Source organism: Bradyrhizobium sp. 18BD, from assembly GCF_054185225.1.
In genome coordinates this window covers 51,269-74,382 of the sequence record NZ_JAVAYL010000018.1, presented here as the reverse complement: position 1 = coordinate 74,382, position 23,114 = coordinate 51,269, and the positions used below count along the sequence as shown (strand labels likewise).

Below are 23,114 nucleotides of genomic sequence, written 5' to 3'. Positions count from 1 at the left end.
CGTTCTCCAATCAGGCTTTCAGGAACGCGAGCAGGTCCGCATTGACCTGATCGGCATGCGTTGTGGCGGTGGCGTGCGGCGCGCCCGGGTAGATCCTCAACTTGGCGCCCTTGATCATCTCCGCGGCCAGCTTACCCGTATAGGGAAGTGGTACGACCTGGTCATCTTCGCCATGGATCACCAGGGTCGGCACGTCGATCTTCGCCATGTCGGGCCGGAAATCGGTTTCCGAAAACGCGGTGACGCAGTCGATCGTCGCCTTGATCGAAGCTTGAAGTGCGACCTGCAAAGTCTGCTTGAAAATGCCCTGAGACACTTTCATGCCGTGGTTCGTGCCGTAGAAGAGGGGGCTGAAGTCGTCGAGGAATTGCGGGCGGTCCTTGACCAAACCGGCCTTGATGCCGTCGAACACCGACTTGTCGACGCCATCGTGATCCGCGGTCTTGACGAAGAGAGGCGTTACGGCACTGAGCAGAACAAACTTGGCGACCCGCGACGTCCCGTGGCGTGCCACGTAGCGCGCGATGTCACCGCCTCCCATGGAGAATCCGACGAGCGTCACATCCTTCAGGTCGAGATGCTTGACGAGATCGGCGATGTCGTCGGCGAAGGTATCGTAATCGTAGCCCGTCCAGGGCTGGCTCGACCGGCCAAAGCCCCTGCGATCGAACGCCACGGTCCGGTAGCCGTGCTCGGCGAGGAAAAGCATCTGCGCGTCCCACATGTCCGCGCTGAGGGGCCAGCCGTGGCTGAACAGGATCGGCGTTCCGCTTCCCCAATCCTTGTAATAAAGCTCGGTACCATCCCGCAATTTCAGCAAGGCCATCGTTCGCTCCTGTGACGAGGTTATCAGGACCGGGACGTCATCCAGCGAGGTCGTCCGGCTCCCGCGCACAAGGTCGCGGATGAAGCACAGATTAGCTTGGACTATCTGCGCGTGCTTTGGACATGCTGGCGATTTCGGCTGAGAGGCAATGGATGCCTGGCATTTGGTCGCACACGAACGGATCATCGGGCCGGAGTCCAAGAGGCGACGGAATCGTCCAAGCGTCGGATGGCGTTCGGGGGCACGATGCGCGAACTCATCCGCTTTCGCGCGATCGCGCACACTGATCGCAAGGAGACCTTCTCGATGTCGAAACTCGATATGCTCACCCCGGACAACAGCGCCATCGCACTGATCGACTATCAGCCGGCCATGTTCCAGGGTGTTCAATCGCATGACCGCCTGGTCACGATCAACAACGTTCAGATCCTCGCCAAGGCCGCCAAGCTTTTCAAGATCCCGACGGTGCTGACTACCGTGGCGCGGGATTCGTTTTCCGGGCCGTTCATTCCGGAAGTGACCTCGCTGTTTCCGAAGCACGACGTCATCGACCGGACCTCGATGAATTCCTGGCTCGATGCGAACTTCCGAAAGGCCGTGGCTGCCACCGGTCGCAAGAAGTTCGTGCTAGCTGGTCTTTGGACCGAAGCATGCGTGATCTTCCCGACGTTGGACATGCTCAAGGAAGGCTATGAGATCTACATCGCCGCTGACGCTTGCGGCGACCTCTCGCTCGAAGCGCACAATCGTGCAATGGAGCGCGCCATCCAGGCGGGTGCGATTCCGATCACTTCTTCGCAGTACGCCTACGAGCTTCAGCAAGACTGGGCGCGCACCGAGACTTACGAAGGAATGATGGACATTCAGCGAGCACATTCGCCCTACGGAATTCAGATCCGCTTCTCCAAGTGGGCGCTGGGAGAGCACGCCTCCGAAGGCGGCGCGAAAACCGGCTAGAACTCCTCAATAGCGGATAGCCGTGATGAAAATCTATCTGTTGTCCCTCGGCGCCGGCCTTTTGGTCGGCGTCATCTATAGCCTCTTGGATGTGCGTTCGCCGGCCCCGCCGCTGGTCGCTCTGGTCGGGCTGCTTGGCATTCTCGCCGGCGAACAGATCGTTCCCGTCGCCCGGCAAGTGATTTCGGGGCATGGGTTCGCATCGGCCTGGCAACAGGCCAAGTGCGCTCCGCACATGTTCGGGATGCTGCCCGGACGTCAAAGCGACCGATCACGAAACGCCGCGTCGGCGGAAGGCCTGGAGAAACACTCATGAACTCGGCACCGGACGTCATCCTGCACCGTGGCTTGTTCACGACCCTTGATCGCACGAACCCGACGGCTTCGGCCGTCGCGGTCGCCGACGGCCGGTTCGTCGCCGTCGGGCACGACCATGAGGTGATGAAGCTCGCCGGGCCCGCCACGAAGATCGTCGACCTCAAGGGGCATCGCGTGCTCCCCGGCTTGATCGACAACCATCTCCACATCATCCGCGGCGGTCTGAACTTCAACATGGAGCTCCGCTGGGACGGCGTGCGTTCGCTCGCCGACGCGATGGGCATGTTGAAGCGGCAGGTCGCGGTCACGCCGCCGCCACAGTGGGTGAGGGTGGTCGGCGGATTCACCGAACACCAGTTCGTGGAAAAGCGACTTCCGACCATCGACGAGCTCAACGCCGTCGCACCGGATACTCCGGTGTTCCTGCTGCACCTCTACGATCGGGCCATCCTGAACGGCGCCGCGTTGCGAGCTGTCGGCTATACCAAGGATACGCCCGAACCGCCCGGCGGCGAGATCGTGCGCGACGCAAAGGGCAATCCCACTGGTCTTCTGCTCGCGAGACCCAACGCCAACATTCTCTATGCGACACTCGCGAAGGGGCCGAAGCTGCCCTTCGACTACCAGGTCAACTCGACGCGACATTTCATGCGGGAATTGAACCGGTTGGGCGTGACCGGTGCGATCGATGCCGGCGGCGGATTCCAGAACTATCCGGACGACTATGCCGTCATCCAGAAGCTGAGCGATGAAGGCCTCCTGACGATACGGCTCGCCTATAATCTCTTCACCCAGAAGCCCAAGGGCGAGAAGGAAGATTTCCTCAACTGGACGAAGACGTCGAAATACAAGCAGGGCGACGACTATTTCCGTCACAACGGCGCCGGCGAGATGCTGGTGTTCTCGGCCGCCGACTTCGAGGATTTCCGCGTCGCCCGTCCGGACATGCCGCCGGAGATGGAGGGTGAGCTCGAGGAGGTCGTTCGGGTTCTCGTCCAGAACAAGTGGCCGTGGCGGCTACACGCGACGTACGACGAGACGATCTCGCGCGCGCTGGACGTCTTTGAGCGGGTCAACCAGGACATGCCGTTGGAAGGGCTGCACTGGTTCTTCGACCACGCCGAAACGATCTCCGACCAGTCGATCGACCGCATCGCGGCGCTGGGCGGCGGCATCGCCGTGCAGCACCGGATGGCCTACCAGGGCGAATACTTCGTCGAGAGATACGGCGCGGGAGCCGCCGAAGCGACGCCGCCGGTCAAGAAGATCATCGACAAGGGCGTCAAGGTCTCGGCCGGCACCGACGCGACACGTGTGGCTTCCTACAATCCGTGGGTTTCGTTGTCCTGGCTCGTCACCGGTCGGACCGTCGGCGGATTGCGAATCACGCCCCAGCGTAACTGCCTCGATCGCGAGACGGCGCTGCGGATGTGGACCGAGAACGTGACGTGGTTCTCGAACGAAGAGGGTAACAAGGGCCGGATCCAGGTCGGTCAACTCGCGGACCTTGTTGTCCCCGACCGCGATTACTTCTCCTGCGGCGAGGCGGAGATCGCCGATACGACTTCACTGCTGACCATGGTCGGAGGAAGGATCGTGTTCGGCGCCGGCGATTTCTCCAAACTGGAGAGCGTCACGCCGCCGCCCGCCATGCCCGATTGGTCACCCGTCCGTCGCTTCGGCGGGTATGCAGCCTGGGCCGATGACAATGCGAAGACGAAGGAAACCAACCTTGCGATGAAGGCCATGCAGGTGTGCGGTTGCGCCAATTCCTGTGGCGTGCACGGCCATGATCACGCCACCGCCTGGTCGAGTCGTTTGCCTGTCTCCGACCTGAGGAGTTTCTGGGGCGCCCTCGGTTGCGCGTGCTGGGCGGTCTGACGTGTCTGGCGGAACCTCACCGAACTGGGTTTCTGCGATCCTGCGCTGGCCGCTGCTATGGCATGCGGCCAGGCTTGCGCTGGTGTCCGCCTATATCCTTGGCGGCTTCACAAAATTGCTTGACTTCGCGGGTGCCGCGGCCGAGCAGGACCACTTCGGCCTCCATCCAGGATGGCTGTGGGCGGTAGCCGCGATCGCCGTCGAACTCGGTGGCTCTTTGCTCGTCGTTATGAATCGGCTGGTCTGGCTCGGGGCTGGTGGACTCGGCGTGCTGACGTTCGTGGCCATGCTCACGGCAAACGCTTTCTGGACGATGGGGGGCCTCGCCAGATTCATGGCCACCAATGCCTTCTTCGAGCATCTCGGGTTGGTCGCGGGCCTCGTCGTCGTATCAATCCGTTCCAGCGAGGCTTCTGTCCGTCCGGACCGTGCAGCGCGATCCCGAACCGTCCAAGGAGTTTCCCAATGAAATCAGTAAGAGTCGTCGCTCTGCTGGCGTTAGCCGCGGCAATCGCGGCGAATACGCCCGTCATGGCGAAGGAAGCGGCGAAGTCCAAGGCGGCGGCGGTTGCCGTCGCGCCCCAATACGATACGACCCACGTCTACGTGGCGCCCGACGATGTCGACAAGTTTGTTTCGAGCTTCCTGGCGACGTTCGGCGGCAAGAGCACCAAGCAGGTGGTAGCGACCGTAACGCCAACGCCGAGCAGCACCACTTCGCAACTTCTGCAGACGCCCGTCGGCACCGTCTCGTTGTTCGGCTTCAAGACGCCGATCCCGTATCCCTTCGGTGCCGAACGCAACGGCTACCTGGTCGCTGACTTCGACGAGGCGATCAAGACGGCGCGCGCCGTGGGCGCCGACGTGATCGTGTCCGCCTTCCCCGATCCCATCGGCCGCGATGCCGTGGTCCAGTGGCCCGGCGGGATCAACCTTCAGCTCTACTGGCACACGACGAAGCCCGACTACGCCCCATTCGAGCGTGTTCCGGAAAACCGCGTGTACGTCTCGCCCGACAAGGCGGCCGCTTTCACGCGGAGCTTCGTAGCGTTCTCTCGCGGCAAAGTCATCTCCGACGACGCAAAGGCGCCTGGCGTCGAGATCGGCAGGCCGGACGCGACCTACAGGCGCATCCGGATCGAATCTGCCTTCGGGAAGACGGTGGTACTGGTCACGGATGGTCATCTGCCCTATCCCTATGGGCGGGAGACGACGGGCTACGAAGTGGCCGATCTCGCTGCGACGCTCGGTAAGGCGAAGGGCGCCGGCGCCACGGTGCTCGTCGAACCCTACACGTCGGACGGGCGCTCTGCCGCAGTCGTCATGTTTCCCGGCGGCTACGTCGCCGAGATACACTCGCTCGGGCTGAAGAGCGCGACGCGTGCCGACGGCAAATGAGGTAATATACGCCTATGTCGGCATGGGCCGCTCTCCATAGTCTCTGGGTCCTTCTAGCGGTTGCGGCCCTCGGCGCGAGCGTCGACTTCGCGCGGGCCGAAGACGGAAATGCCGCGCTCCCCAAGAGGCCCGCCATCCAGGCAAACCGCTGGGCGGAGGATTGGTCGGTCCTTGCCGATCCCAGGTTGCGCACCGAGCCGTTCGACGGGCTCAAGTACATCCCGCTTTGGGCCACCGATCCGAAGAGCTATATCTCGCTGGGCGCTACGCTGCGCGAACGTTTCGAGAGCAACAACGCAGCGGGCTTCGGAACCGGCGGAACGCCATCGGAAAACTATCTCCTGCAGCGGCTGCAGGTTCACGCGGACATTCACTTCAACGAAAACTGGCGTGCGTTTATCGAACTGGAGGACGATCGCGCCTTCGGCAAGCAAATCATCTCTCCGGTCGATCAGGATCGGCTCGATCTGCGCCTCGCCTTCGTCGAGTACATCAACACGTTCGCTGAGGGTACCCTGAAAGCTCGCGCGGGCCGGCAGGACTTCGCCTTCGACCTGCAGCGCTTCGTATCGTCGCGGGACGGCCCCAACGTCAGGCAGTCCTTCGACGCGCTCTGGGCCGACTGGGAGAGCGGTCTGTGGCGTTTCATCGGCTTCGTCAGCCGTCCGGTCCAATATTTCGATGGTCATCCGTTCGACGACACGTCGAACGACAGCTTCCGCTTCAGCACGTTGAGGGTCGAGCGCAAGGTGCTCGGCGACAAGGAGCTGTCGGCCTACTATTCGCTGTACGAACGGAACAACGCCAAGTACCTCGACGCGTTCGGCGACGAACACCGGCACGTCTTCGATGTGCGCTTCGCGGGCAACGCCCAGCACATCGATTGGGATCTTGAGGCCATGGGCCAGGTCGGCCAGGTGGGGACGAAGGACATTCGCGCCTGGGCCGTCGGCGCGCGGACGGGCTACACCTTCGTCAGCGTGCCTTGGCAGCCGCGCGTCGGCCTTCAGGTCGACGCCGCATCCGGCGACCATAGTCCCGGAGACGGAGCGTTAGGAACGTTCAATCCGCTGTTCCCGAACGGCTACTACTTCACGCTCGCTGGCTATACGGGCTATGTGAACCTGGTGCATCTCAAGCCATCCATCACCATCAGTCCGGCGAGCCGGCTGAAGGTGATGGGCGCCATCGGCCTGCAATGGCGCGAGACGACGGCCGATGCCATCTACGTCCAGCCCAACGTGCCGATCGCGGGGACCGCCGGCAAGGGAAGCAATTGGACGGGAGCATACGGACAGCTCCGCGTCGACTACGCGTTCAACGACCATCTCACAGGAGCCGTCGAGGCGGTGCATTTCGACGTTGGTGACACGATCCTCCGCGCTGGTGGTCACACCAGCAACTATCTAGGTGTCCAGCTTCAGTACGGTTGGTAAAAATGCCGCGGCAAATCCTCCTGCTTCCACTTCTGATGAGCTTCAACGCCGGGTTCGTGGATACTGGCGGCTTCCTGGCGCTCCAGGGGCTGTTCACCGCGCACGTCACCGGCAATTTTGTCACCTTCGGAGCTGCCATGGTGCTTGGGACATCGGGCGGAATCGCGAAGCTTCTCGCTCTGCCGGTCTTTTGCGTGGTGGTGATCACCACTCGGATGTTCAGCTTCTTTCTGCCCGCAATCGGGCTGCCGATCTTTCGCTCGATGCTCGCCATCAAGATGATACTTCTGGCGGCGGGCGGTGCATGTGCCGTCTACTTTGGGCCGTTCGTCCAAGGCGATAGCTGGCAGGCGATCTGTACCGGCATGATCCTGGTCGCAGCCATGGCCATTCAGAATGCGGCGCACCGCATCCACATGGGCACCGAGCCTCCGAGCACGCTCATGACGGGGACGACCACCCAGATCATGATCGATGTCGCGGACGTATTGCGGGGCGCACCGGCCTCTGTGTTGGCCGTCGCCACGCCTCGCCTTGGCAAGATGGCGGCGAGCGTGGCGGCCTTCGCTCTTGGCTGCGCCGCTGGCGCGTGTCTCTACGCAAAATTCGGAACGTGGTGTTTCGTGCTGCCTCCGCTGATCGCGCTGCCGGCGGTGTTTCTGGCCACCGCGGAACCGAAGTGACGCGGCGGGAGCGATCTGGCGAACAGGTTGGGCCAGACAAATGTCGATCGAGGTGCGGTACTTCATCGATTTCCTCGTCGAACGCGTCGGGCGCAAGGCCAATGAGCGAGGCAATTGAGATGGCCGGCAGTACTCCTGATCCGTCGCCTCGATCTTATCCCTCGTCGGTCTCGTTCGTGCGTCGGGCCGGCCCCATCTCGGTTGCCGCCGGGAACATGGACACATTTGCCGAGATCGAAATCTGGCTGCTGGAAGGGGCCTCTGCCGAACGGCAAATGATCGACCTGCTGGTCGAGCTGATCCGTCGGATGAAGGCCGCCGGCTCTTCGGTCGATCGTCTGACCTTGCATATCGGAACGCTCCACCCTCAGCTCGTTGGCTTCGCGTGGGTCTGGAACATCGATGACGGCTTCTGCGACGAAGTGCGGGTCGCCGACGCGGCGATCGATTCTGACGCCTACAAGCTCAATCCGCTGCAACGCATCGTCGAGACCGGCGAAACGATTCGGCGAGTGCCGAATGAGCCGTCGGCGCAGGCCGAATTTCCCATCATGATCGAGCTCGCGTCCGCCGGCATGACCGACTACGTGGCGATCCCCTTATCCGGCCTGGATACGCGCAACGTGATCACCATTGCGACGAAAGCGGCCAGCGGCTTCGCCGAGGCGGAGACAGATTCCCTGACACGCCTCTTCAAGCTGTTCGCCTTGCACGTGCAGCGGCACAGCGAGTTGAAGATCTCCGAAAATGCGTTGGGCGCCTATCTTGGCTACGGCGCTGCCGCCAAGGTGCTCGAAGGAGCGATCAAGCGCGGCGCGGGAGACTCGATCCGCGCTGTGATTTGGGTCTCGGATCTCAGAAATTTCACCAAGATGTCGGACGTTCTGGCCCCGGCCGAGATGCTCGTGCTGCTCAACGCCTACTTCGAAGCGATGGCGAGCGCCGTGGCCGCCCACGGCGGCGAAACCCTCAAGTTCATCGGCGACGGGATGCTCGCTGTCTTTCCGGTGACGGTGGGGGTCGCCGAAGCGTCGCGCGCGGCCGTCTCGGCGGCGAAAGAGGCAATCGCCAGCCTCGAAACTTCCAATCGGACAATCCGGCCCATGTCCGACGCTGGAGGCCGCCCCGTGCTCCGGGCGGGTATCGTTCTTCACGAGGGTGAGGTCTTTTTCGGTAACGTCGGTGCTCCGGATCGACTGGACTTCACGGTCATTGGCGCAGCCGTCAATGAGGCCTGCCGCGTGGAAGCGCTCACCAAGACGATAGGTCGGGATCTGCTCATGACTGAAGCCGTCGCTGGACATGTTGCCGATGTCGAGTATCTCGGTGAGCACCAGTTGCGAGGAGTCTCTGCCCGGATGTCTATATACGGTCTCGCGGGATGACGACTTGCCTGCGCCGTTCTGCCGGCATCAAGCTCGCGCAGCGGCCTTTCCGTTGATGGTCTCGAGCGGCGAATAGTCGATATAACCGGAATCCGAACCACCGTATATCCCGAACGGTTTGGGGGCATTGTAGGGACCACCAGCCCGAATCCGTGCCGGAAGATCCGGATTGGCGAGAAAGAGGCGGCCGAAGGCGATAGCGTCCGCCTCTCCGGAACTGACGATCCGGGCGGCGTGCTCGGGGGTGATGCCGGCATTGACGATGAGTGGTCCGCGATAGTGTCCGCGGAAGATCGGAAGCATCCTTTCGTAGTCGGGTGCTCCGGTCCAAGCATTGGTGTCGGCAAGGTGCACATATGCGAGCCCGGCAGCCTGCAGCGTCGACGCGATTTGCCCATAGGTATCTTCCGGTTTCGGATCCCGCGTGCTGTTGTAGTCCGCGAACGGCGATAGCCGCAGTCCTATCCGCGAACGCGGCATGACCTCGGCAATCGCCGAGACGATTTCCTGAAGCAGCCTGGATCGTCTTTCGGCGCTCCCGCCGTAGTCGTCGGTTCGCAGGTTGATCGTCGGGGATAGAAACTGGTGGATCAAATAGCCATTGGCGCCATGGATTTCCACGCCGTCGAACCCCGCGCGAACAGCGTTTGCGGCTGCCAGTCTGAATTCCGCCACGACGCATTGGATCTCCGCGACCGTCATTGCGCGCGACGGCGTAGCCGCGATCCGCACGTATGCGCCGTTGGCAAGCAGCGCCCACACCTGCAGCCGATCCAGGTCGTCGTTCACGCCCGACGGCGACAGCGGTTGCTTGTCGGACAGCAGGCCACGCGCGCTCGCGCGTCCAGCGTGCCAGAGTTGCGCGACAACGCGCCCCCTTTTTCGTGGATCCGATCTACGACCGCTTTCCATCCCTCGGTCTGTTCCTCGGTCCAGAGACCGGGCGTACGGTCGAAGGCATTGGACATCGGTCCGACGTTAATGCCTTCGCTTATGATCAAGCCGGCGCTCGTCCGCGCCGCGTAGTATTCGGATGCGGTAGGATTGATGACGCCGCGCTGGTCGGCACGCGACCGCGTCATTGGGGCCATGACTATCCTGTTCGCGAGATCGAGATCACCCAGGGTCGTCCGATCAAAAAGACCCGCCATGTTCACACTCCTTTAAGGTTGGGATCTGGTGCCAGTCGGCCGGGTTAGTCGCCGCTGTCCTCGCGCGACCAGTGATTGCGCGGCACCGGATCGGTAGCGCGCACTCCCGGATTCGATCTGCCTGCTGGGTGGCCAACTTTGCCATGACAGTTATTGAGAGAACCCGGCGTGGCGTCAGTGGCGCGATGATTTCCCGATTCGGGATGAAAGCGTTGGTAGCTGCAGCAGCAGACCTGCCGTCGCAAGCACGGCCCCGTAACCGCAGACGCCGAGCCAGGACAGATGCGCATAGGCCCAACTCGCTCCGAGGGACCCGAACTAGCCGCCGATGAACATTGCCGTCATGAACACGGTGTTCAGCCTGCTTCGTGCCTCCGGGCGGAGGGCGAAAATCAGGTGCTGATTTGACACGAGCGCCGCGTTCACCCCCGCGTCGAGCAGCACAACCCCGACGACCAATCCCGCGACGGCGTTCCAGCCGGCGAACACGGCCCATGAGAAAAGGGAGAGGGCGGCAGCAATCGCAACCACCATGTGAGGGCCCCGCTTATCGGCTACTCGACCTGCGAGAGGCGCAGCGAGGATGCCTGACGCCCCGATGACGCCGAACAGGCCAGCGATCTCCGGTCCGAGTCCGAATGTGGGCTCTTGAAGATGGAGAGACAGGACGGTCCAGAAGGCGATGAATGACGCAAACAGCATCGCTTGTGTCGCTGCCGCCAGTCGAAGCGCCGGCTCTTCGACGAGCAGGTGGATGAGCGAACGTAGCGCGGCAGTGTATCCGATACTTTGCGTCGCATGGTGGCGCGGCAAGATCAAACGGACCAGCGCGGCGGCACCGAGCGCCAAAGGGACGCCGAGCCAAAACATCTCCCGCCATCCGAAGTGCGATCCAACGAAGCCGGCTATCGTGCGGCTGAGGAGAATGCCACCCAGGATTCCGCTGACGACCGTTCCGACGGCGGCGCCTCTGGTCCGGTCATCAGCAAGTGTCGCGGCGAACGGGACGATCTGTTGGGCGACGGTGGCCGCCACGCCCAGCATGAGAGAGGCGGCAATCAATGCGAGCGTCGATGGAGCGACCGCGGCGAATGCGAGAGCCGCCGCCAGAACGACGAATTGCGCGGCGATAAGGCGACGCCTTTCCACAAGGTCACCCAAGGGAACCAAGAAGAGGAGACCGACCGCGTAACCGAACTGTGTGGCCGTGGGTATGAGACCGATAGCCGAGGAGTTCGGATAATTTGACTCGATCAGGCCGAGCAGTGGCTGATTGTAGTAGATGTTCGCGACAGCGATTCCCGCGCAGACCGCCATCGCCAAGATGTGTGCACGGGTAAGCGTGGAGGCCTGTTGGTCAGTCGCGATCGTTGATGTGGACATGGCGGCAAATCCTCTTTTCGTCGGCACGCAGTCTCGGTTCGACGCGCCGGCTCTTGACCTCGGCGTCACTAATGTTAATTATCAATTGATAAATAACAAGGGATCGTCAAAGATGAATGGCTCCCATGTGCAGATGGCGGCATCTGCGATGGTCTCGGCAATCGCCGCAACAGCTGTCTTGGCCGCACGCTTGTTCTTCAGGCGAGAGAGTCTTTGCTCGATCCCTACGCTGCGGACGAGCGGGCGTATTGGATTCCGTGCGCTCGCTTTGGATTGGCTCGTCGAGCTGTAATCGAGAGATTGTGCAAGTCGCGCATGAAACTGAAAAGATGTCGCCCGGACCGGCCTGATATGGCGTCCGCATCCAGGAGGGGAGAGCGATGAAGCTTAGGTCCGTTCTGCTCGCACTGCTTGCGATTGGAGCGATCGGCGGGACGGCGGCACTTCTCTATGCTTGGGAATCGCCGATTCCTCCCATCGATTCACGGTCAGCCGGAGCCCCGGATCGTGCGAAGGCGCGTCGTGGAGCGAGGCTTGCTCTGCTCGGAGACTGTGCCACGTGTCATACGGCACCCGGCGGACTCCCCTACGCCGGGGGGCTTGCGATGCCCACGCCCTTCGGAACGATCTACTCCACCAACATCACGCCCGATCCGGAAACCGGCATCGGGCGATGGTCGGAGACGGCGTTCATCCGTGCTCTGCGATCCGGTGTGGATCGCGAAGGCCGCCACCTTTACCCGGCATTCCCATACGATCACTTCACACGCGTGTCGGATGATGATGCGAAGGCGATGTATGCTTTCTTCATGTCGATCGATCCGGTCAGGTCGTCGGCGCCACCGAACGAACTCCCGTTTCCTCTCAATGTTCGCCTGACACTCGCCGGCTGGAAGCTGCTGTTTCTGCGTCAGGTGCGTTTCGTCCCTGACCCTTCGAAGAATGAGAAGTGGAACAGGGGAAAGTACTTGGTCGAAGGACTGGGGCATTGCGGCGCCTGTCATTCTCCGCGCAATCTGCTGGGGGCGGAAAAGACATCGGCCAGTTTCGAAGGAGGCGAAGCCGAAGGTTGGCGCGCCTACGCGCTTGGTCGAAGCTCGCAATCACCCGTCCCATGGGACGAAGCTGCCCTTACGGACTATCTTGCGCGGGGCTCGCATCCCCAGCATGGGACGGCTCAGGGCCCCATGGCGAACGTGGTTGACAATCTGTCCCTTGTCGACCCCGCGGACGTAGGCGCGATGGCCCACTATCTTGCCTCGCTCGGCAAGAGCGAGGGGCGGAACGATGTGAGGATACCTGACCCTTCAGGTCCAGGACGTCTGCCGCAGGTCGCCGGCGCTCAGGCAGCCACGCCACCTATCTCGTCCGACCCCGGCGGAGCGATCTATGCCGCTGTTTGTGCGTCGTGCCACGAAGGCGACAGAGCCTTGCCGCTGGGCAGCGTGAGACTTGGTCTCTCCACCGCCGTTGCAGACGAGACGCCCACCAACCTGGTCAATCTTGTGCTGCGGGGAATACCACCATCCACTAGCGGCTCTGCGCGTCCGATCATGCCCGGTTTTGGCGATGTTCTCCGCGACCGGCAGATATCGGATCTCGCCAACTATCTGCGGACCCAGTTTGCCGGGAAAAACCCGTGGAATGGGTTAGCCAAAGCTGTCGCGGAAGCCAGAGGCAACCGGTGAGCTGGACTCGTCAACAAAGAAATAGAAGGTTCGGTGAAGTGCCATGACAAGGCTGACCATTAACGGCGAGAGCCGATCGATCAAGGCAAGCCCGGACACTCCGCTGCTCTACGTCCTCAGGGACGAACTCGCGCTGAATGCCGCGAAGTATGGTTGCGGACTGGGCCAATGCGGAGCTTGCACCGTCATCGTCGATGGCAAGGCCATTTTCTCCTGCATCACGCCGGTGATGCTGTTGGAAGGGCGGACGATCACGACGCTCGAGGGACTTGGCAACCTGGACGCACCTGGCCCAATGCAGCGCGCCTTCATTGCCGAGCAAGCGGCACAATGCGGCTATTGTATTCCCGGCGTGATGATGCGCGCCCAGGCGCTGCTGAATCGCGACCCGCATGCCTCCGACGAGTCGATCAAGGCCGAACTTCAGCCTCATCTCTGCCGATGCGGAACACATATGCGCATTCTGCGTGCGATCCGGCGGGCCGCGGAAGAGATGAGGCCGAAGACTGCCGACGCGAGGACAAGATGATGACGCATGCCGTCTCGCGACGCGGCGTATTGGCGGGCGCGGGCGCGCTCGTCATCGCCTTCCGGCTTTCTGGAGCACATGCACAGACTGAAACCGGGACAGGTGGAAAACCCTCGAAGCACGGTTTGCCCGGAAGCCTCGACGACACGCCGAGGATCGACGCCTGGATCCGCGTCGACGCGTCGGGGGCCGCTACGATCCTGACCGGCAAAGCCGAACTTGGCCAGGGCCTGAAGACGGCGCTGCTTCAGGTCGCGGCAGAGGAACTCAAGTTACCGCTCGCACGGCTATCGCTGATCACGGCCGACACCGCGCGGACGCCCAATGAAGGTTACACGGCTGCCAGCCACTCGATGCAGGACTCCGGCACCGCAATTCGGCATGCGGCGGCACAAGCCCGCGAAATACTCCGAGACGAGGCAGCCCGTCGTCTCGGCGTGCCCGCTACTTCGCTGCAGATCCGCAACGGCGAGATATTCGGCCCCAACCGCATGCGCCTAGGCTACGGCGAACTGGTCCGCGATCAGATGCTCGCGGTCGACGCACAGCAGACCTCGCATTTGACCTCGCCGGCAGATTTCGTTGTAATGAACCAACCCGTGCCGCGGATCGATATTCCGGCCAAGGTGACGGGTGGAGCAGCCTACGTCCAGGACCTGCGCCCCGAGGGGATGCTGCACGGTCGCGTCGTTCGCCCGCCGAGTTATGGCGCCACATTGCGGGACTGTGACGTCGCGCAGGTCGAGCAAATGGGTGGGATCGTCAAGGTCGTGCGGGACGGCAACTTCCTCGGCGTGCTTGCAGACCGGGAATGGACTGCGATCCAGGGAATGCGAACCCTCGCGGCAACCACGACCTGGATCGAGCAGCAAGCCCTTCCGGACAGCGCGGACTTGCCGGCCGCTCTGATGAAGCTGCCCTCGCACGACACGACGATTCACGACACAGGAAATCCGGGTGAGCCCGGAATTCTGGTCGAGGGGACCTTCAGCAGACCCTATCTTACGCACGGTTCGATCGGACCGTCCTGCGCGATTGCGCAATTCGGGGACGGGAAGCTTACGGTTTGGACCCATACGCAAGGCGTGTTTTTCCTACGCGACGCGATCGCCGGCATGCTGCGGATGTCCGCCGAGAACGTGCGTTGCATCCACGCAGAGAGCGCCGGCTGTTACGGGCACAACGGCGCCGACGACGCGGCGGCCGATGCGGCGATGCTTGCCCTCGCGATGCCCGGTCGTCCGGTCAGGGTACAGCTGATGCGTGAACAGGAGCACGCGTGGGATCCATTCGGGCCGGGTATGGTGGTCAAGCTCAGGGCGATGGTCGGAGCAGACGGTGCGATTGCGGATTGGCACCACGAAGTTTGGAGCCAGTCGCATATGATGCGGCCTGGCCCTCCCGGGGCGCTGATCGCTGCCCGACTGAAAGCCGACGCCTTTCCGCCGGCGCCGCCCGTTGCTCTGGCCCAGCCTGAGGGCGGCGGCGACCGGAATGCCATTCCGCTTTACGCGATCCCGAACTCAAAGGTGGTTAGTCACTTCCTGCCGGACATGCCCTTGCGCGGATCCTCCATGCGCTCCCTGGGAGGCTACCTTAACGTTCTTTCGATCGAGAGCGTCCTCGATGAATTGGCGGCTCGCTCGGGCCAAGATCCCGTGACGTTTCGGCTTCGGCACATCGAAGACCCTCGTGCGCGTGAGGTCATCGAAACGGCGGTATCGCGTTTCGGCTGGGCTGGGCGGGTCAAGCGTTCTGAGAGCACCGGATTCGGATTTGGCTTTGCACGTTACAAGAATCTCGAGGCCTGGTGCGCCGTGGCAGTTGAGATCGAGGTGCCACGTCAGAGTGGCGTCGTTCGCGTCCGTCGCATCGTGGCGGCGGTGGACACGGGGCAGGTCGTGAACCCGGATGGGATCCGCAATCAGATCGAAGGCGGTATTTTGCAGTCGATGAGCTGGACGCTTTTCGAACGGGTCACGTTCGACCGCACCCGTGTCACGTCGGTGGACTGGTCAGCCTATCCGATCATGCGGTTTGACAGCGTCCCGGATTCCGTCGAAGTCCACCTGATAGATCGTCCGGGCGACGCCTTCTATGGTGTCGCTGAGGCCGCGCAAGGGCCTGCGGGAGCCGCGATCGCCAATGCGATCAGGGATGCGACCGGTGTTCGAATGTACGAACTTCCGTTCACCGCGGTCCGAATCAAGAGAGCGGTTGCGGTCCGATCGGAAGGCTGAATGGAGAAGGCACGGTGGATGCACGGCCTGCCAATACACACATCATGTGATTTGCGCTTCGAATAAGACGGCAGACGCGCCTCCCGGACTTAGCCCTTCGCCGGCAGAACGGAGCGAAAGCCATTCAGGAAGGTTGCTATTTTTGCATCGATGATGGAATTGACGTCCGTTTCGAGGGGCATCGAGTAGATGAATTGGCGCACGCCGAGGTAGAAGATCGCCGCGTGGAGTCCCCACACCATCTCGATTTCGAGATCGGTGACCGGGAGTTCGCCAGTCGAGGGGCGTCCATACTCGACCCTGATTTCCTCAATGACCTTCTCGAACGCGCGCTCGCGCAGCATTTTGAGATAGCGGGCATTCAATCCGAGATCCTTCAGGCCCGCGAACATGAACAGGCGGATCCACTCGTAGGTGAGAATGACCGCGGCATATTCGCGATAGAAACGGACTAGCCTCGCCTTCAGGGGTACTGAGCGATCGGTGATGATTTTCTCCCAGGACGGCTTCCAGCGCTCGACGAAAACGTCCTGATAGACCCGCTCGATGAGAGCTTCCTTGCTCGGAAAGTAGCGATAGAGCAGGGGCTGGGTAATGTGCAGCCGCTTTGCGAGTTCGCGGGTCTGCCCCTCGAACCCGTACTCGGCGAAAAACGTGACGGCTTCTTGCGCGATAATGGCTTCCCGCTCCGACGGGTCCAGTCTCTGCTGCTCTCGGATCGGCGTCCGGTGACCCGCTTTGCTGCGCTGCTTCACATCTGATTCGTCAGTTTGAGTGCCTTCAAAACTTCATACACCGATTTGTCGTCGCAGCCGATCCGGGTGCGGTCATCACGTTTTGTTTATCGAACGATAAATAGTCGTTGACTTCCGTCAATGACGTCCCGATAATTGATCAATCGATAAATAACGATTGCAAAAGGGAGGTCGCTCTTGAGTGACCATCGTTGGAGCCAAGGGGCGCAGCCGAAAGCGCTGGTGGTTGGAGGGTCCATGGCCGGACTGTTCGCCGCGTTGCTATTGCGGCGGCAAGGCTGGAACGTCGATGTGTACGAGCGTATCGGCGCCGAACTGGCAGGCCGTGGCGCGGGCATCGTGACCCACCGTGAACTGTTCGAGGTCCTGGGCAGGGCGGGTATCGATACCGACGCCGCCGCCGTTGGAGTCGTTGTCCCAGGACGGCGCGTGCTGGACGGGAGCGGCCGCATCGTGGGCGAACTCGGGTTGCGGCAGGTCCTTACTTCGTGGGGACACCTCTATGGGCTTCTGAAGGCAGCGCTCCCGGCAGAGCACTATCATCACGGCAAAAACCTTGCGGAGGTTGCCGAGCTTGGCGATCGCGTGCTGGCGCGTTTCTCCGACGGCTCGGAGGTTTCAGGAGATCTGCTGATCGGCGCGGATGGCATATTCTCGTGCGTCAGGGCGCAGCTTGCGGCCAAGGTCCGTCCTGTCTACGCCGGCTATGTCGCGTGGCGTGGCCTCGTCAATGAGCGAGACCTGTCGTCTCGAACGCGCGAAGAATTGTGCGATTGGTTCGCCTTCAGCCTCCCTCCGGGGGAGCAAATGCTCGGCTATCCCGTCGCCGGCGCCAACGAAGAGATGGATGTCGGAGAGCGTCGCTTCAATTTTGTTTGGTACCGCCCGGCCAACGCCGACCATGGCTTGGCAGATTTGCTGACGGACATTGACGGCGTCCGGCACGAACTGTCCATTCCGCCGAGCAGGATTCGATCCGAGGTGATCGCCTCAATGCGTCGGGACGCGGAGCAATTGCTTGCACCGCAATTCGCCGAGGTCGTTCGCCTTACCCCTCAGCCGTTCATCCAGGCCATTCTGGATCTCGAGACACCGCGCATGGCGCTGGGATCCCGAACGGTGATCCTGGGTGATGCCGCGTTCGTGGCCAGGCCCCATGTCGGAATGGGAGTGACGAAGGCCGCCGCCGACGCGGCAGCGCTGGCTGATGCTTTGCGAGCGCACCCGGCCGATTTGCCCGCGGCGCTTGCGAAATTCGAGTCGATGCGGCTTCCGTTCGGAGCCGCGGTCGTCCGTCGTGCCCGCGATCTCGGCGCGTACATGCAGGCGCAGATTGCCACTGCCGAGGAACGGGCGATGGCGGAGCGGTATCGCAGCCCCGAGGCAGTGATGACGGAGACCGCCGTCGCGGCGGGCATCGCCGCCTGAGAGGATTTAAAAATGGAGGAAAGGAGACCAATGGATTTGAAAGCCATCCAGACCCATCCCGCGTTCAATCAGCTTGCGCGCGAACGCGCACGCCTTGGCGTGGGTATGTCGATCGTCATGGCCGCCGCCTATTTCGCCTACATTCTGACCATCGCATTCTGGCCCCGGTTGCTCGGGCGTCCACTATGGGATGGTACCGTGATCACTTGGGGCGTGTTGATCGGCGTCGGTCTGATCGCGCTCGGCTTCATTCTCACCGCCGTCTATGTCCGGCGGGCCAATTGCCGTTTCGATCAGCTCAGTCAGCTTCTTCTGGAGGACCTGCGATGATGTCCCGCTCGGGTTGCGGAGCCTTGTTTGCGACCGCATTAGTCCTTCTTTCAGATCCTGCAGCAGCTGACGCGCTGGCTTCAGCTGTCAACGCGCGGCAATCGTTGAATGCGACGGCGATCACCATGTTCCTCGGCTTTGTCGCAGTTAGTCTCGCGATCACATGGTGGGCGGCGAGAAGGGGGACAAGCACGGCGAAAGACTTCTATGCCGCCGGCGCCGGGCTCACGGGCGTCCAGAATGGGCTCGCGATCGCCGGTGACTACACCTCGGCGGCGACATTCCTGGGAGTCACGGCGCTCGTCTACAGCTCGGGCTACGACGGCATGATCTACGCGATCGGCTTTCTCGTCGGCTTCCCGATGATCCTGTTCCTGATTGCCGAGCCGCTGCGCAATCTCGGTCGGTACACGTTCGCTGACGTGGCGGCGTACCGGCTGTCTGAGGTGCCGGTGAGGGCTGTCGCTGGCGTGAACACCTTGGTGATCGTAGTCTTTTATCTGATCGCTCAGTTGGTGGGAGCCGGCAAGCTGATCCAGTTGTTGTTCGGACTTCCCTACGTCTACGCGGTCGGCATCGTAGGTGTGCTGATGATGGTCTATGTGACTTTCGGAGGCATGCTTGCGACGACTTGGGTGCAGATCATCAAAGCCATGCTGTTGATGTCGGGCTCGGTGCTGATGTCGATCCTGATCCTCGGACACTTCGGTTTCAGCCTGGAGGCTCTCTTCCGAGAGGCGATCATCTTGCACCCGAAGGCCGACGCGATCATGGCCCCCGGCGGACTGGTCAAGGATCCGATATCGGCGATCTCTCTCGGATTGGCCCTGATATTCGGTACGGCCGGGCTGCCTCACATCCTCATGCGCTTCTTCACCGTGAGCGATGCCCGTCAGGCTCGCACGTCGGTTCTGGTCGCGACGGGGTTCATCTCCATCTTCTATAGCCTGCTGTTCGTGCTCGGCTTCGGCGCCATTGCGATCGTTTCGGCGAATCCCCAGTTTCGCGATGCGTCGGGTGGTCTGCTTGGGGGCGTCAACATGGTCGCCCTGCATCTGGCGGACGCCGTTGGCGGGTCGCTCCTGCTCGGGTTCATCTCGGCGGTGGCGTTCGCGACCATCCTGGCCGTCGTATCCGGGCTGACACTCGCGGGCGCTTCGGCGGCGAGCCATGATCTCTATGCCCGTGTAATTCGCAGGGGCCGTGCGAACGAGCAGGAGGAAGTGCTTGTCTCGAAGGCCGCCGCGGTCGCAATCAGCCTGCTCTCGACGGGCTTGGGCGTCCTGTTCGAAAACCAGAATATCGCATTCATGGTCGGGCTGGTCTTCGCGATCGCCGCGAGCGCGAATTTCCCGGTCATATTTCTGTCGATCGTCTGGCCTGACCTCACGACGCGGGGAGCAATCAGCGGATCGCTCGCCGGGCTGCTGGCTTCGGTGGGGCTGGTCGCTCTTAGTCCGGGAGTATGGACCGCGGCGTTCAAGCTCGGGCCTGCACCGTTTCCTTACGACAATCCTGCCCTAGTCTCGGTTCCGCTCGCCTTCGCGGTATCGTGGGCCGTGTCGGTTCTGGACCGCAGTGCGGCCGCCGCTTCGGTCCGCGCATCATTCGGCGCGCAGCACGTCCGCGCCCAGACTGGGCTGAGCGTCGAGTAACGCAACCTGGATAACTCATCTCAAGGAGACACGACAGTGAGGGCTAGCGTAACGGAAAAGGGTAGGGCCGCGTGGCCCGATTTCATTCGCAAAGAGTTCGACACCAATCGATTCAACGGATGGGTCGGCACCAGGCTCTTGTCCGAAACGGACCGCGTGCGAGTCTGGGAAATCCGGCTTGCTCCGGGCGAGCGCATTGGATTCCATCGTCACGTGTTGGACTACTTTTGGACCGCAGTCACGCCAGGTCGGGCGCGATCACATGCGGAGGATGGGACGATCGTCGAAGCCATCTATTCGGCTGGCGAGACCCGTCACTTCGTCTATGGGAAGGGCGAATCCAAGACCCACGATCTCGAAAATGTTGGCGATGCCGACCTGTGGTTCACCACCGTTGAATTCCTCGACAGCGCCAATGCGCCTTTGGAGATTGGCTATGGACGCCATGGCGAAGCCTCTTCCGCCCGGGAACGGCTGCCGACCGAGGGCTGAACTGCGGGCCCTGGTATGATCTCAGGAACGATCGAAGCCTTAGCATCGTTGCCCGCCGACGCGCATATGCGCAAAGTTGCACCGATGATCATGCTGAGGCCGGAGGGCAACGATGTCAGCGAGGCAATCGGGCGCGGCGGCTTGCGAAAGCCAATCCGACCGCCCAAAGAAACGATCGCCGCTCTTAGGCTGACGAGCTTTCGACCGACATGCTCAGTTGCCGAGCAATCTGCACTCGGCGACGATTTTCGTCCAGATTGTTTACTCGCTCGATCAAGCCAGCTCTGGAGTTTTTATCGGGATAGGCATATCGCGTTGTAAAATAAAGAAACTGGCGCACCCGACACGATTCGAACGTGTGACCTTTGCCTTCGGAGCCCAAGGATAGTTGCCCTCGGCGACGCTTACTGGGGGTGATTGCCATGCCTTCTCGCGATGCTGATTTCAAAGATCAATCTACAGATCGGCTTGACACTCGCCGCCGATGTTCTCATTATGTTCTAGGTGGAGTGTCCTCGAACATCACGGGCGAACGGTCGGATGGCAACGACGGCCACCATCCTTCATGCGGACCTCGATGCCTTCTATGCTTCGGTTGAGCAGCTGCTTGACCCTTCATTGCGCGGCAAACCCGTCGCGGTCGGTGGTGGAGTTGTGCTTGCCGCTTCGTACGAAGCCAGGGCCTTCGGGGTCCGCGGCGGGATGCCAGGGCGGCGAGCGCGCGAACTCTGCCCGCAACTCACTTTTGTGAACGGGCATTTCAAGGAATACCAACGGCTGGGCGATGCCGCCATCAAGGTGATCGGCGATTTCACACCGCTCGTGGAGCGGATTTCCATTGACGAGGCCTTCGCCGACGTTGCTGGCTGCACCCATCTCTTCGGTCCACCTGACGAAATTGCGAAGACAATCCGCCAACGTGTGCGGGCTGAGCTCGGCCTTCCGATTTCAGTCGGCGTGGCTCGGACCAAGCATCTTGCAAAGATTGCGTCCCAAGTGGCCAAGCCCGATGGGCTGGTGATTGTCGATCCTGACACCGAGCTGCAATTCCTTCACCATCTACCCGTCGAACTGATGTGGGGAGTGGGCCCGGTCACGAAGGTACGACTGGCCGAAATCCACGTGCTGACGATTGGGCAGTTGGCAACGACACCGGGATGGTCGCTTGAGCGGCTGCTCGGTCCCGCTGCGGGGGAGAAACTTGCGGCGCTGGCGTGGAATCGTGATCCACGGGAAATCAAACCTCACCGCCGGGCCCGCTCGGCAGGAGCGCAATCGGCGATCGGCAGGAAGCCCGCTGAAGAACAATTTTTTCGACCGACCCTGCTTCACCTTGCAGACCGAATCGGCACGCGGCTCCGGGCCAAGGAAAGGCTTGGCCGAACCGTGACGGTCCGGGTTCGCTTCGCCAATCTGAACTCCGCTACGCGCTCGGTAACGCTCGACGCGCCAATCTCGACAACCGTAATCCTTGCCGAACTCGCCGAGGACCTGGTGCGCGCCGTCCTCGCAGACCACCCCGATGAGAAGACCATTTCGCTCCTCGCGATCGCCGTGTCGCACCTTGAGGACGACTGGGATCTGCAGCTGGACTTTCCGCTTGGGCTTCACGATGAACCGCGTCGCCCCGGCAGCAAGATCGGCATGGCACGTTGGGCCGCCGACTGTGCCGTCGATAAGATCCGTGATCGCTTTGGATGGGATGCAATTGGGTATGGCTCGGTGGCGCTCGGCATCTTTCGTTCGGTCCCTGACGAGTTTCGTGAGCTCGCCGAAAAGGACTTGTGATCGTCATCGGTTATGGGAAAGACCGCAGCCCCGTGCGGCCAACACGATGGCGCGAGAACACCGCCGTGGCGGCAACGCACGCCATAACAAGAAAGATCAATAGGTTAGAAGATGCTCACTGCGTTCGGGGCGCAGGGCATCCCCCAGTCAGATCGCAACTTGAACCGAATGTCGGTATCGGTGGTTGCGCGTCCCTGATTGAACCTATCATCAGCGCACAGTAAGTGAGCCTTGGATACCAATCGGTGCCGGGCCCCGCGTGTAGTCGCCGGAGACGTCAGAGAAGTGAGATCCTCGGCGACCCCGCAGCTTGGGGCCAGCCGACGCTATACGCATCCTGCAGCCGCGGGGAAGCCGCTGCGACTCCCTCCGCAGTTCTCGGAAGCTAAAATTTGCTCCTAAATCGCAATGTTCCCCTTAGCGGGCTAATGCTACGCTGCGCGCAGCGGGGGACTGACACTTGGCCATCTACCGAATACTTCAAAACTCACCTCTTGGGCCCGAAGAGATCACGCGGCTTTCCACCGCGTACGAGCAAGCCCTCCGCACAATTGGCGTACAGGATCGAAACGATCCCCTCACCGAATTGATAGCCAGGAAGATCATTGAGATCGGGCAGACCGGCCTCAAGGACCCCGCCAAGATCTGCGTCCGGGCCATCGAGGAATTGCGCCTGTCCAAAGGATAGCTGTGAGCCGGAAGGTCGTTTGTTCGTCCAGTAGCGCGTTGGTGCGAATATCTGTAGGGGCAGTTCCCCCAATTTGCGCATCAGCTTCTCACACGACAAAGGC

General features: G+C 61.8%; 21 protein-coding genes and 1 pseudogene. 18 read left to right on the top strand and 4 right to left on the bottom strand.

Features of this window, described 5'->3' with window-relative positions:
• Positions 1–10: 10 nt before the first annotated feature.
• The gene (locus RAD16_RS28765) at positions 11–826 is read right to left on the bottom strand and encodes an alpha/beta fold hydrolase (protein WP_458161198.1); all 816 of its coding nucleotides are present in this window, start codon (positions 824–826) and stop codon (positions 11–13) included.
• A 306-nt stretch (positions 827–1,132) separates the two neighbouring features.
• Here RAD16_RS28765 and RAD16_RS28760 point away from each other — a divergent pair, with 306 nt between their 5' ends.
• The 8 genes from RAD16_RS28760 (at position 1,133) to RAD16_RS28725 (ending at position 8,884) form a co-directional block, all read left to right on the top strand.
• Positions 1,133–1,783: a hydrolase gene (locus RAD16_RS28760; protein ID WP_458161320.1), complete on the top strand. Its 651-nt coding sequence runs from the start codon at positions 1,133–1,135 to the stop codon at positions 1,781–1,783.
• Between the two features lie 25 nt (positions 1,784–1,808).
• The gene (locus RAD16_RS28755) at positions 1,809–2,099 is read left to right on the top strand and encodes a XapX domain-containing protein (RefSeq protein WP_458161197.1); all 291 of its coding nucleotides are present in this window, start codon (positions 1,809–1,811) and stop codon (positions 2,097–2,099) included.
• Entirely contained in the window at positions 2,096–3,982 is a 1,887-nt protein-coding gene (locus RAD16_RS28750; RefSeq protein WP_458161196.1) for an amidohydrolase, read from the top strand. The genes RAD16_RS28755 and RAD16_RS28750 overlap by 4 nt, the downstream gene beginning before the upstream one ends.
• Before the next feature lies 1 nt (position 3,983).
• Positions 3,984–4,451 (top strand): DoxX family protein, encoded by a 468-nt coding sequence (locus tag RAD16_RS28745; RefSeq protein WP_458161195.1) that lies wholly within the window; start codon positions 3,984–3,986, stop codon positions 4,449–4,451.
• The gene (locus tag RAD16_RS28740) at positions 4,448–5,380 is read left to right on the top strand and encodes a glyoxalase (RefSeq protein ID WP_458161194.1); all 933 of its coding nucleotides are present in this window, start codon (positions 4,448–4,450) and stop codon (positions 5,378–5,380) included. The genes RAD16_RS28745 and RAD16_RS28740 overlap by 4 nt, the downstream gene beginning before the upstream one ends.
• 14 nt (positions 5,381–5,394) lie before the next feature.
• Positions 5,395–6,816: an alginate export family protein gene (locus RAD16_RS28735; RefSeq protein ID WP_458161193.1), complete on the top strand. Its 1,422-nt coding sequence runs from the start codon at positions 5,395–5,397 to the stop codon at positions 6,814–6,816.
• Positions 6,817–6,818: 2 nt separating this feature from the next.
• Positions 6,819–7,499, top strand: a complete 681-nt coding sequence (locus RAD16_RS28730) for a YoaK family protein (protein WP_458161192.1) — start codon at positions 6,819–6,821, stop codon at positions 7,497–7,499.
• Positions 7,500–7,600: 101 nt separating this feature from the next.
• On the top strand, positions 7,601–8,884 hold the full coding sequence (locus tag RAD16_RS28725) for an adenylate/guanylate cyclase domain-containing protein (protein WP_458161191.1): 1,284 nt from the start codon (positions 7,601–7,603) through the stop codon (positions 8,882–8,884).
• A gap of 27 nt (positions 8,885–8,911) precedes the next feature.
• On the opposite strand, the pseudogene RAD16_RS28720 reads toward RAD16_RS28725, so the two are convergent.
• Positions 8,912–9,966: pseudogene (locus RAD16_RS28720) on the bottom strand (alkene reductase).
• 387 nt (positions 9,967–10,353) lie between these two features.
• Positions 10,354–11,418: an MFS transporter gene (locus RAD16_RS28715; protein WP_458161190.1), complete on the bottom strand. Its 1,065-nt coding sequence runs from the start codon at positions 11,416–11,418 to the stop codon at positions 10,354–10,356.
• On the opposite strand from RAD16_RS28715, the gene RAD16_RS28710 reads away from it, so the two are divergent.
• The 4 genes from RAD16_RS28710 (at position 11,417) to RAD16_RS28695 (ending at position 15,875) form a co-directional block, all read left to right on the top strand.
• Positions 11,417–11,710, top strand: a complete 294-nt coding sequence (locus RAD16_RS28710) for a hypothetical protein (protein WP_458161189.1) — start codon at positions 11,417–11,419, stop codon at positions 11,708–11,710. The two genes, RAD16_RS28715 and RAD16_RS28710, sit on opposite strands and share 2 nt — an antisense overlap.
• Before the next feature lie 88 nt (positions 11,711–11,798).
• On the top strand, positions 11,799–13,106 hold the full coding sequence (locus RAD16_RS28705) for a c-type cytochrome (RefSeq protein WP_458161188.1): 1,308 nt from the start codon (positions 11,799–11,801) through the stop codon (positions 13,104–13,106).
• Positions 13,107–13,149: 43 nt separating this feature from the next.
• Positions 13,150–13,635 carry a (2Fe-2S)-binding protein gene (locus tag RAD16_RS28700; RefSeq protein ID WP_458161187.1) on the top strand — a complete coding sequence of 162 codons (486 nt, stop codon included), beginning with the start codon at positions 13,150–13,152 and terminating at the stop codon, positions 13,633–13,635.
• Positions 13,635–15,875, top strand: a complete 2,241-nt coding sequence (locus RAD16_RS28695) for a molybdopterin cofactor-binding domain-containing protein (protein WP_458161319.1) — start codon at positions 13,635–13,637, stop codon at positions 15,873–15,875. Before RAD16_RS28700 ends, RAD16_RS28695 begins: the two co-directional genes overlap by 1 nt.
• 89 nt (positions 15,876–15,964) lie before the next feature.
• Here the strand turns inward: RAD16_RS28695 and RAD16_RS28690 are convergent, their stop codons facing one another.
• A complete protein-coding gene (locus tag RAD16_RS28690; RefSeq protein ID WP_458161186.1) occupies positions 15,965–16,630 on the bottom strand; it encodes a TetR/AcrR family transcriptional regulator in 666 nt (221 codons plus the stop codon).
• Positions 16,631–16,807: 177 nt separating this feature from the next.
• On the opposite strand from RAD16_RS28690, the gene RAD16_RS28685 reads away from it, so the two are divergent.
• The 6 genes from RAD16_RS28685 to RAD16_RS28660 all read left to right on the top strand — a co-directional run bounded on the left by RAD16_RS28685 (position 16,808) and on the right by RAD16_RS28660 (position 23,011).
• A complete protein-coding gene (locus tag RAD16_RS28685) occupies positions 16,808–18,058 on the top strand; it encodes an FAD binding domain-containing protein (RefSeq protein ID WP_458161185.1) in 1,251 nt (416 codons plus the stop codon).
• Positions 18,059–18,088: 30 nt separating this feature from the next.
• A complete protein-coding gene (locus RAD16_RS28680) occupies positions 18,089–18,388 on the top strand; it encodes a DUF485 domain-containing protein (RefSeq protein ID WP_458161184.1) in 300 nt (99 codons plus the stop codon).
• The gene (gene actP, locus RAD16_RS28675) at positions 18,388–20,043 is read left to right on the top strand and encodes a cation/acetate symporter ActP (RefSeq protein WP_458161317.1); all 1,656 of its coding nucleotides are present in this window, start codon (positions 18,388–18,390) and stop codon (positions 20,041–20,043) included. The genes RAD16_RS28680 and actP overlap by 1 nt, the downstream gene beginning before the upstream one ends.
• 36 nt (positions 20,044–20,079) lie before the next feature.
• Positions 20,080–20,535: a hypothetical protein gene (locus tag RAD16_RS28670; protein WP_458161183.1), complete on the top strand. Its 456-nt coding sequence runs from the start codon at positions 20,080–20,082 to the stop codon at positions 20,533–20,535.
• Positions 20,536–21,075: 540 nt separating this feature from the next.
• Entirely contained in the window at positions 21,076–22,323 is a 1,248-nt protein-coding gene (dinB, locus tag RAD16_RS28665; RefSeq protein ID WP_458161182.1) for a DNA polymerase IV, read from the top strand.
• Positions 22,324–22,783: 460 nt separating this feature from the next.
• Complete coding sequence (locus tag RAD16_RS28660; RefSeq protein WP_458161181.1) at positions 22,784–23,011, top strand: hypothetical protein; 228 nt, start codon at positions 22,784–22,786, stop codon at positions 23,009–23,011.
• Positions 23,012–23,114 lie beyond the last annotated feature (103 nt).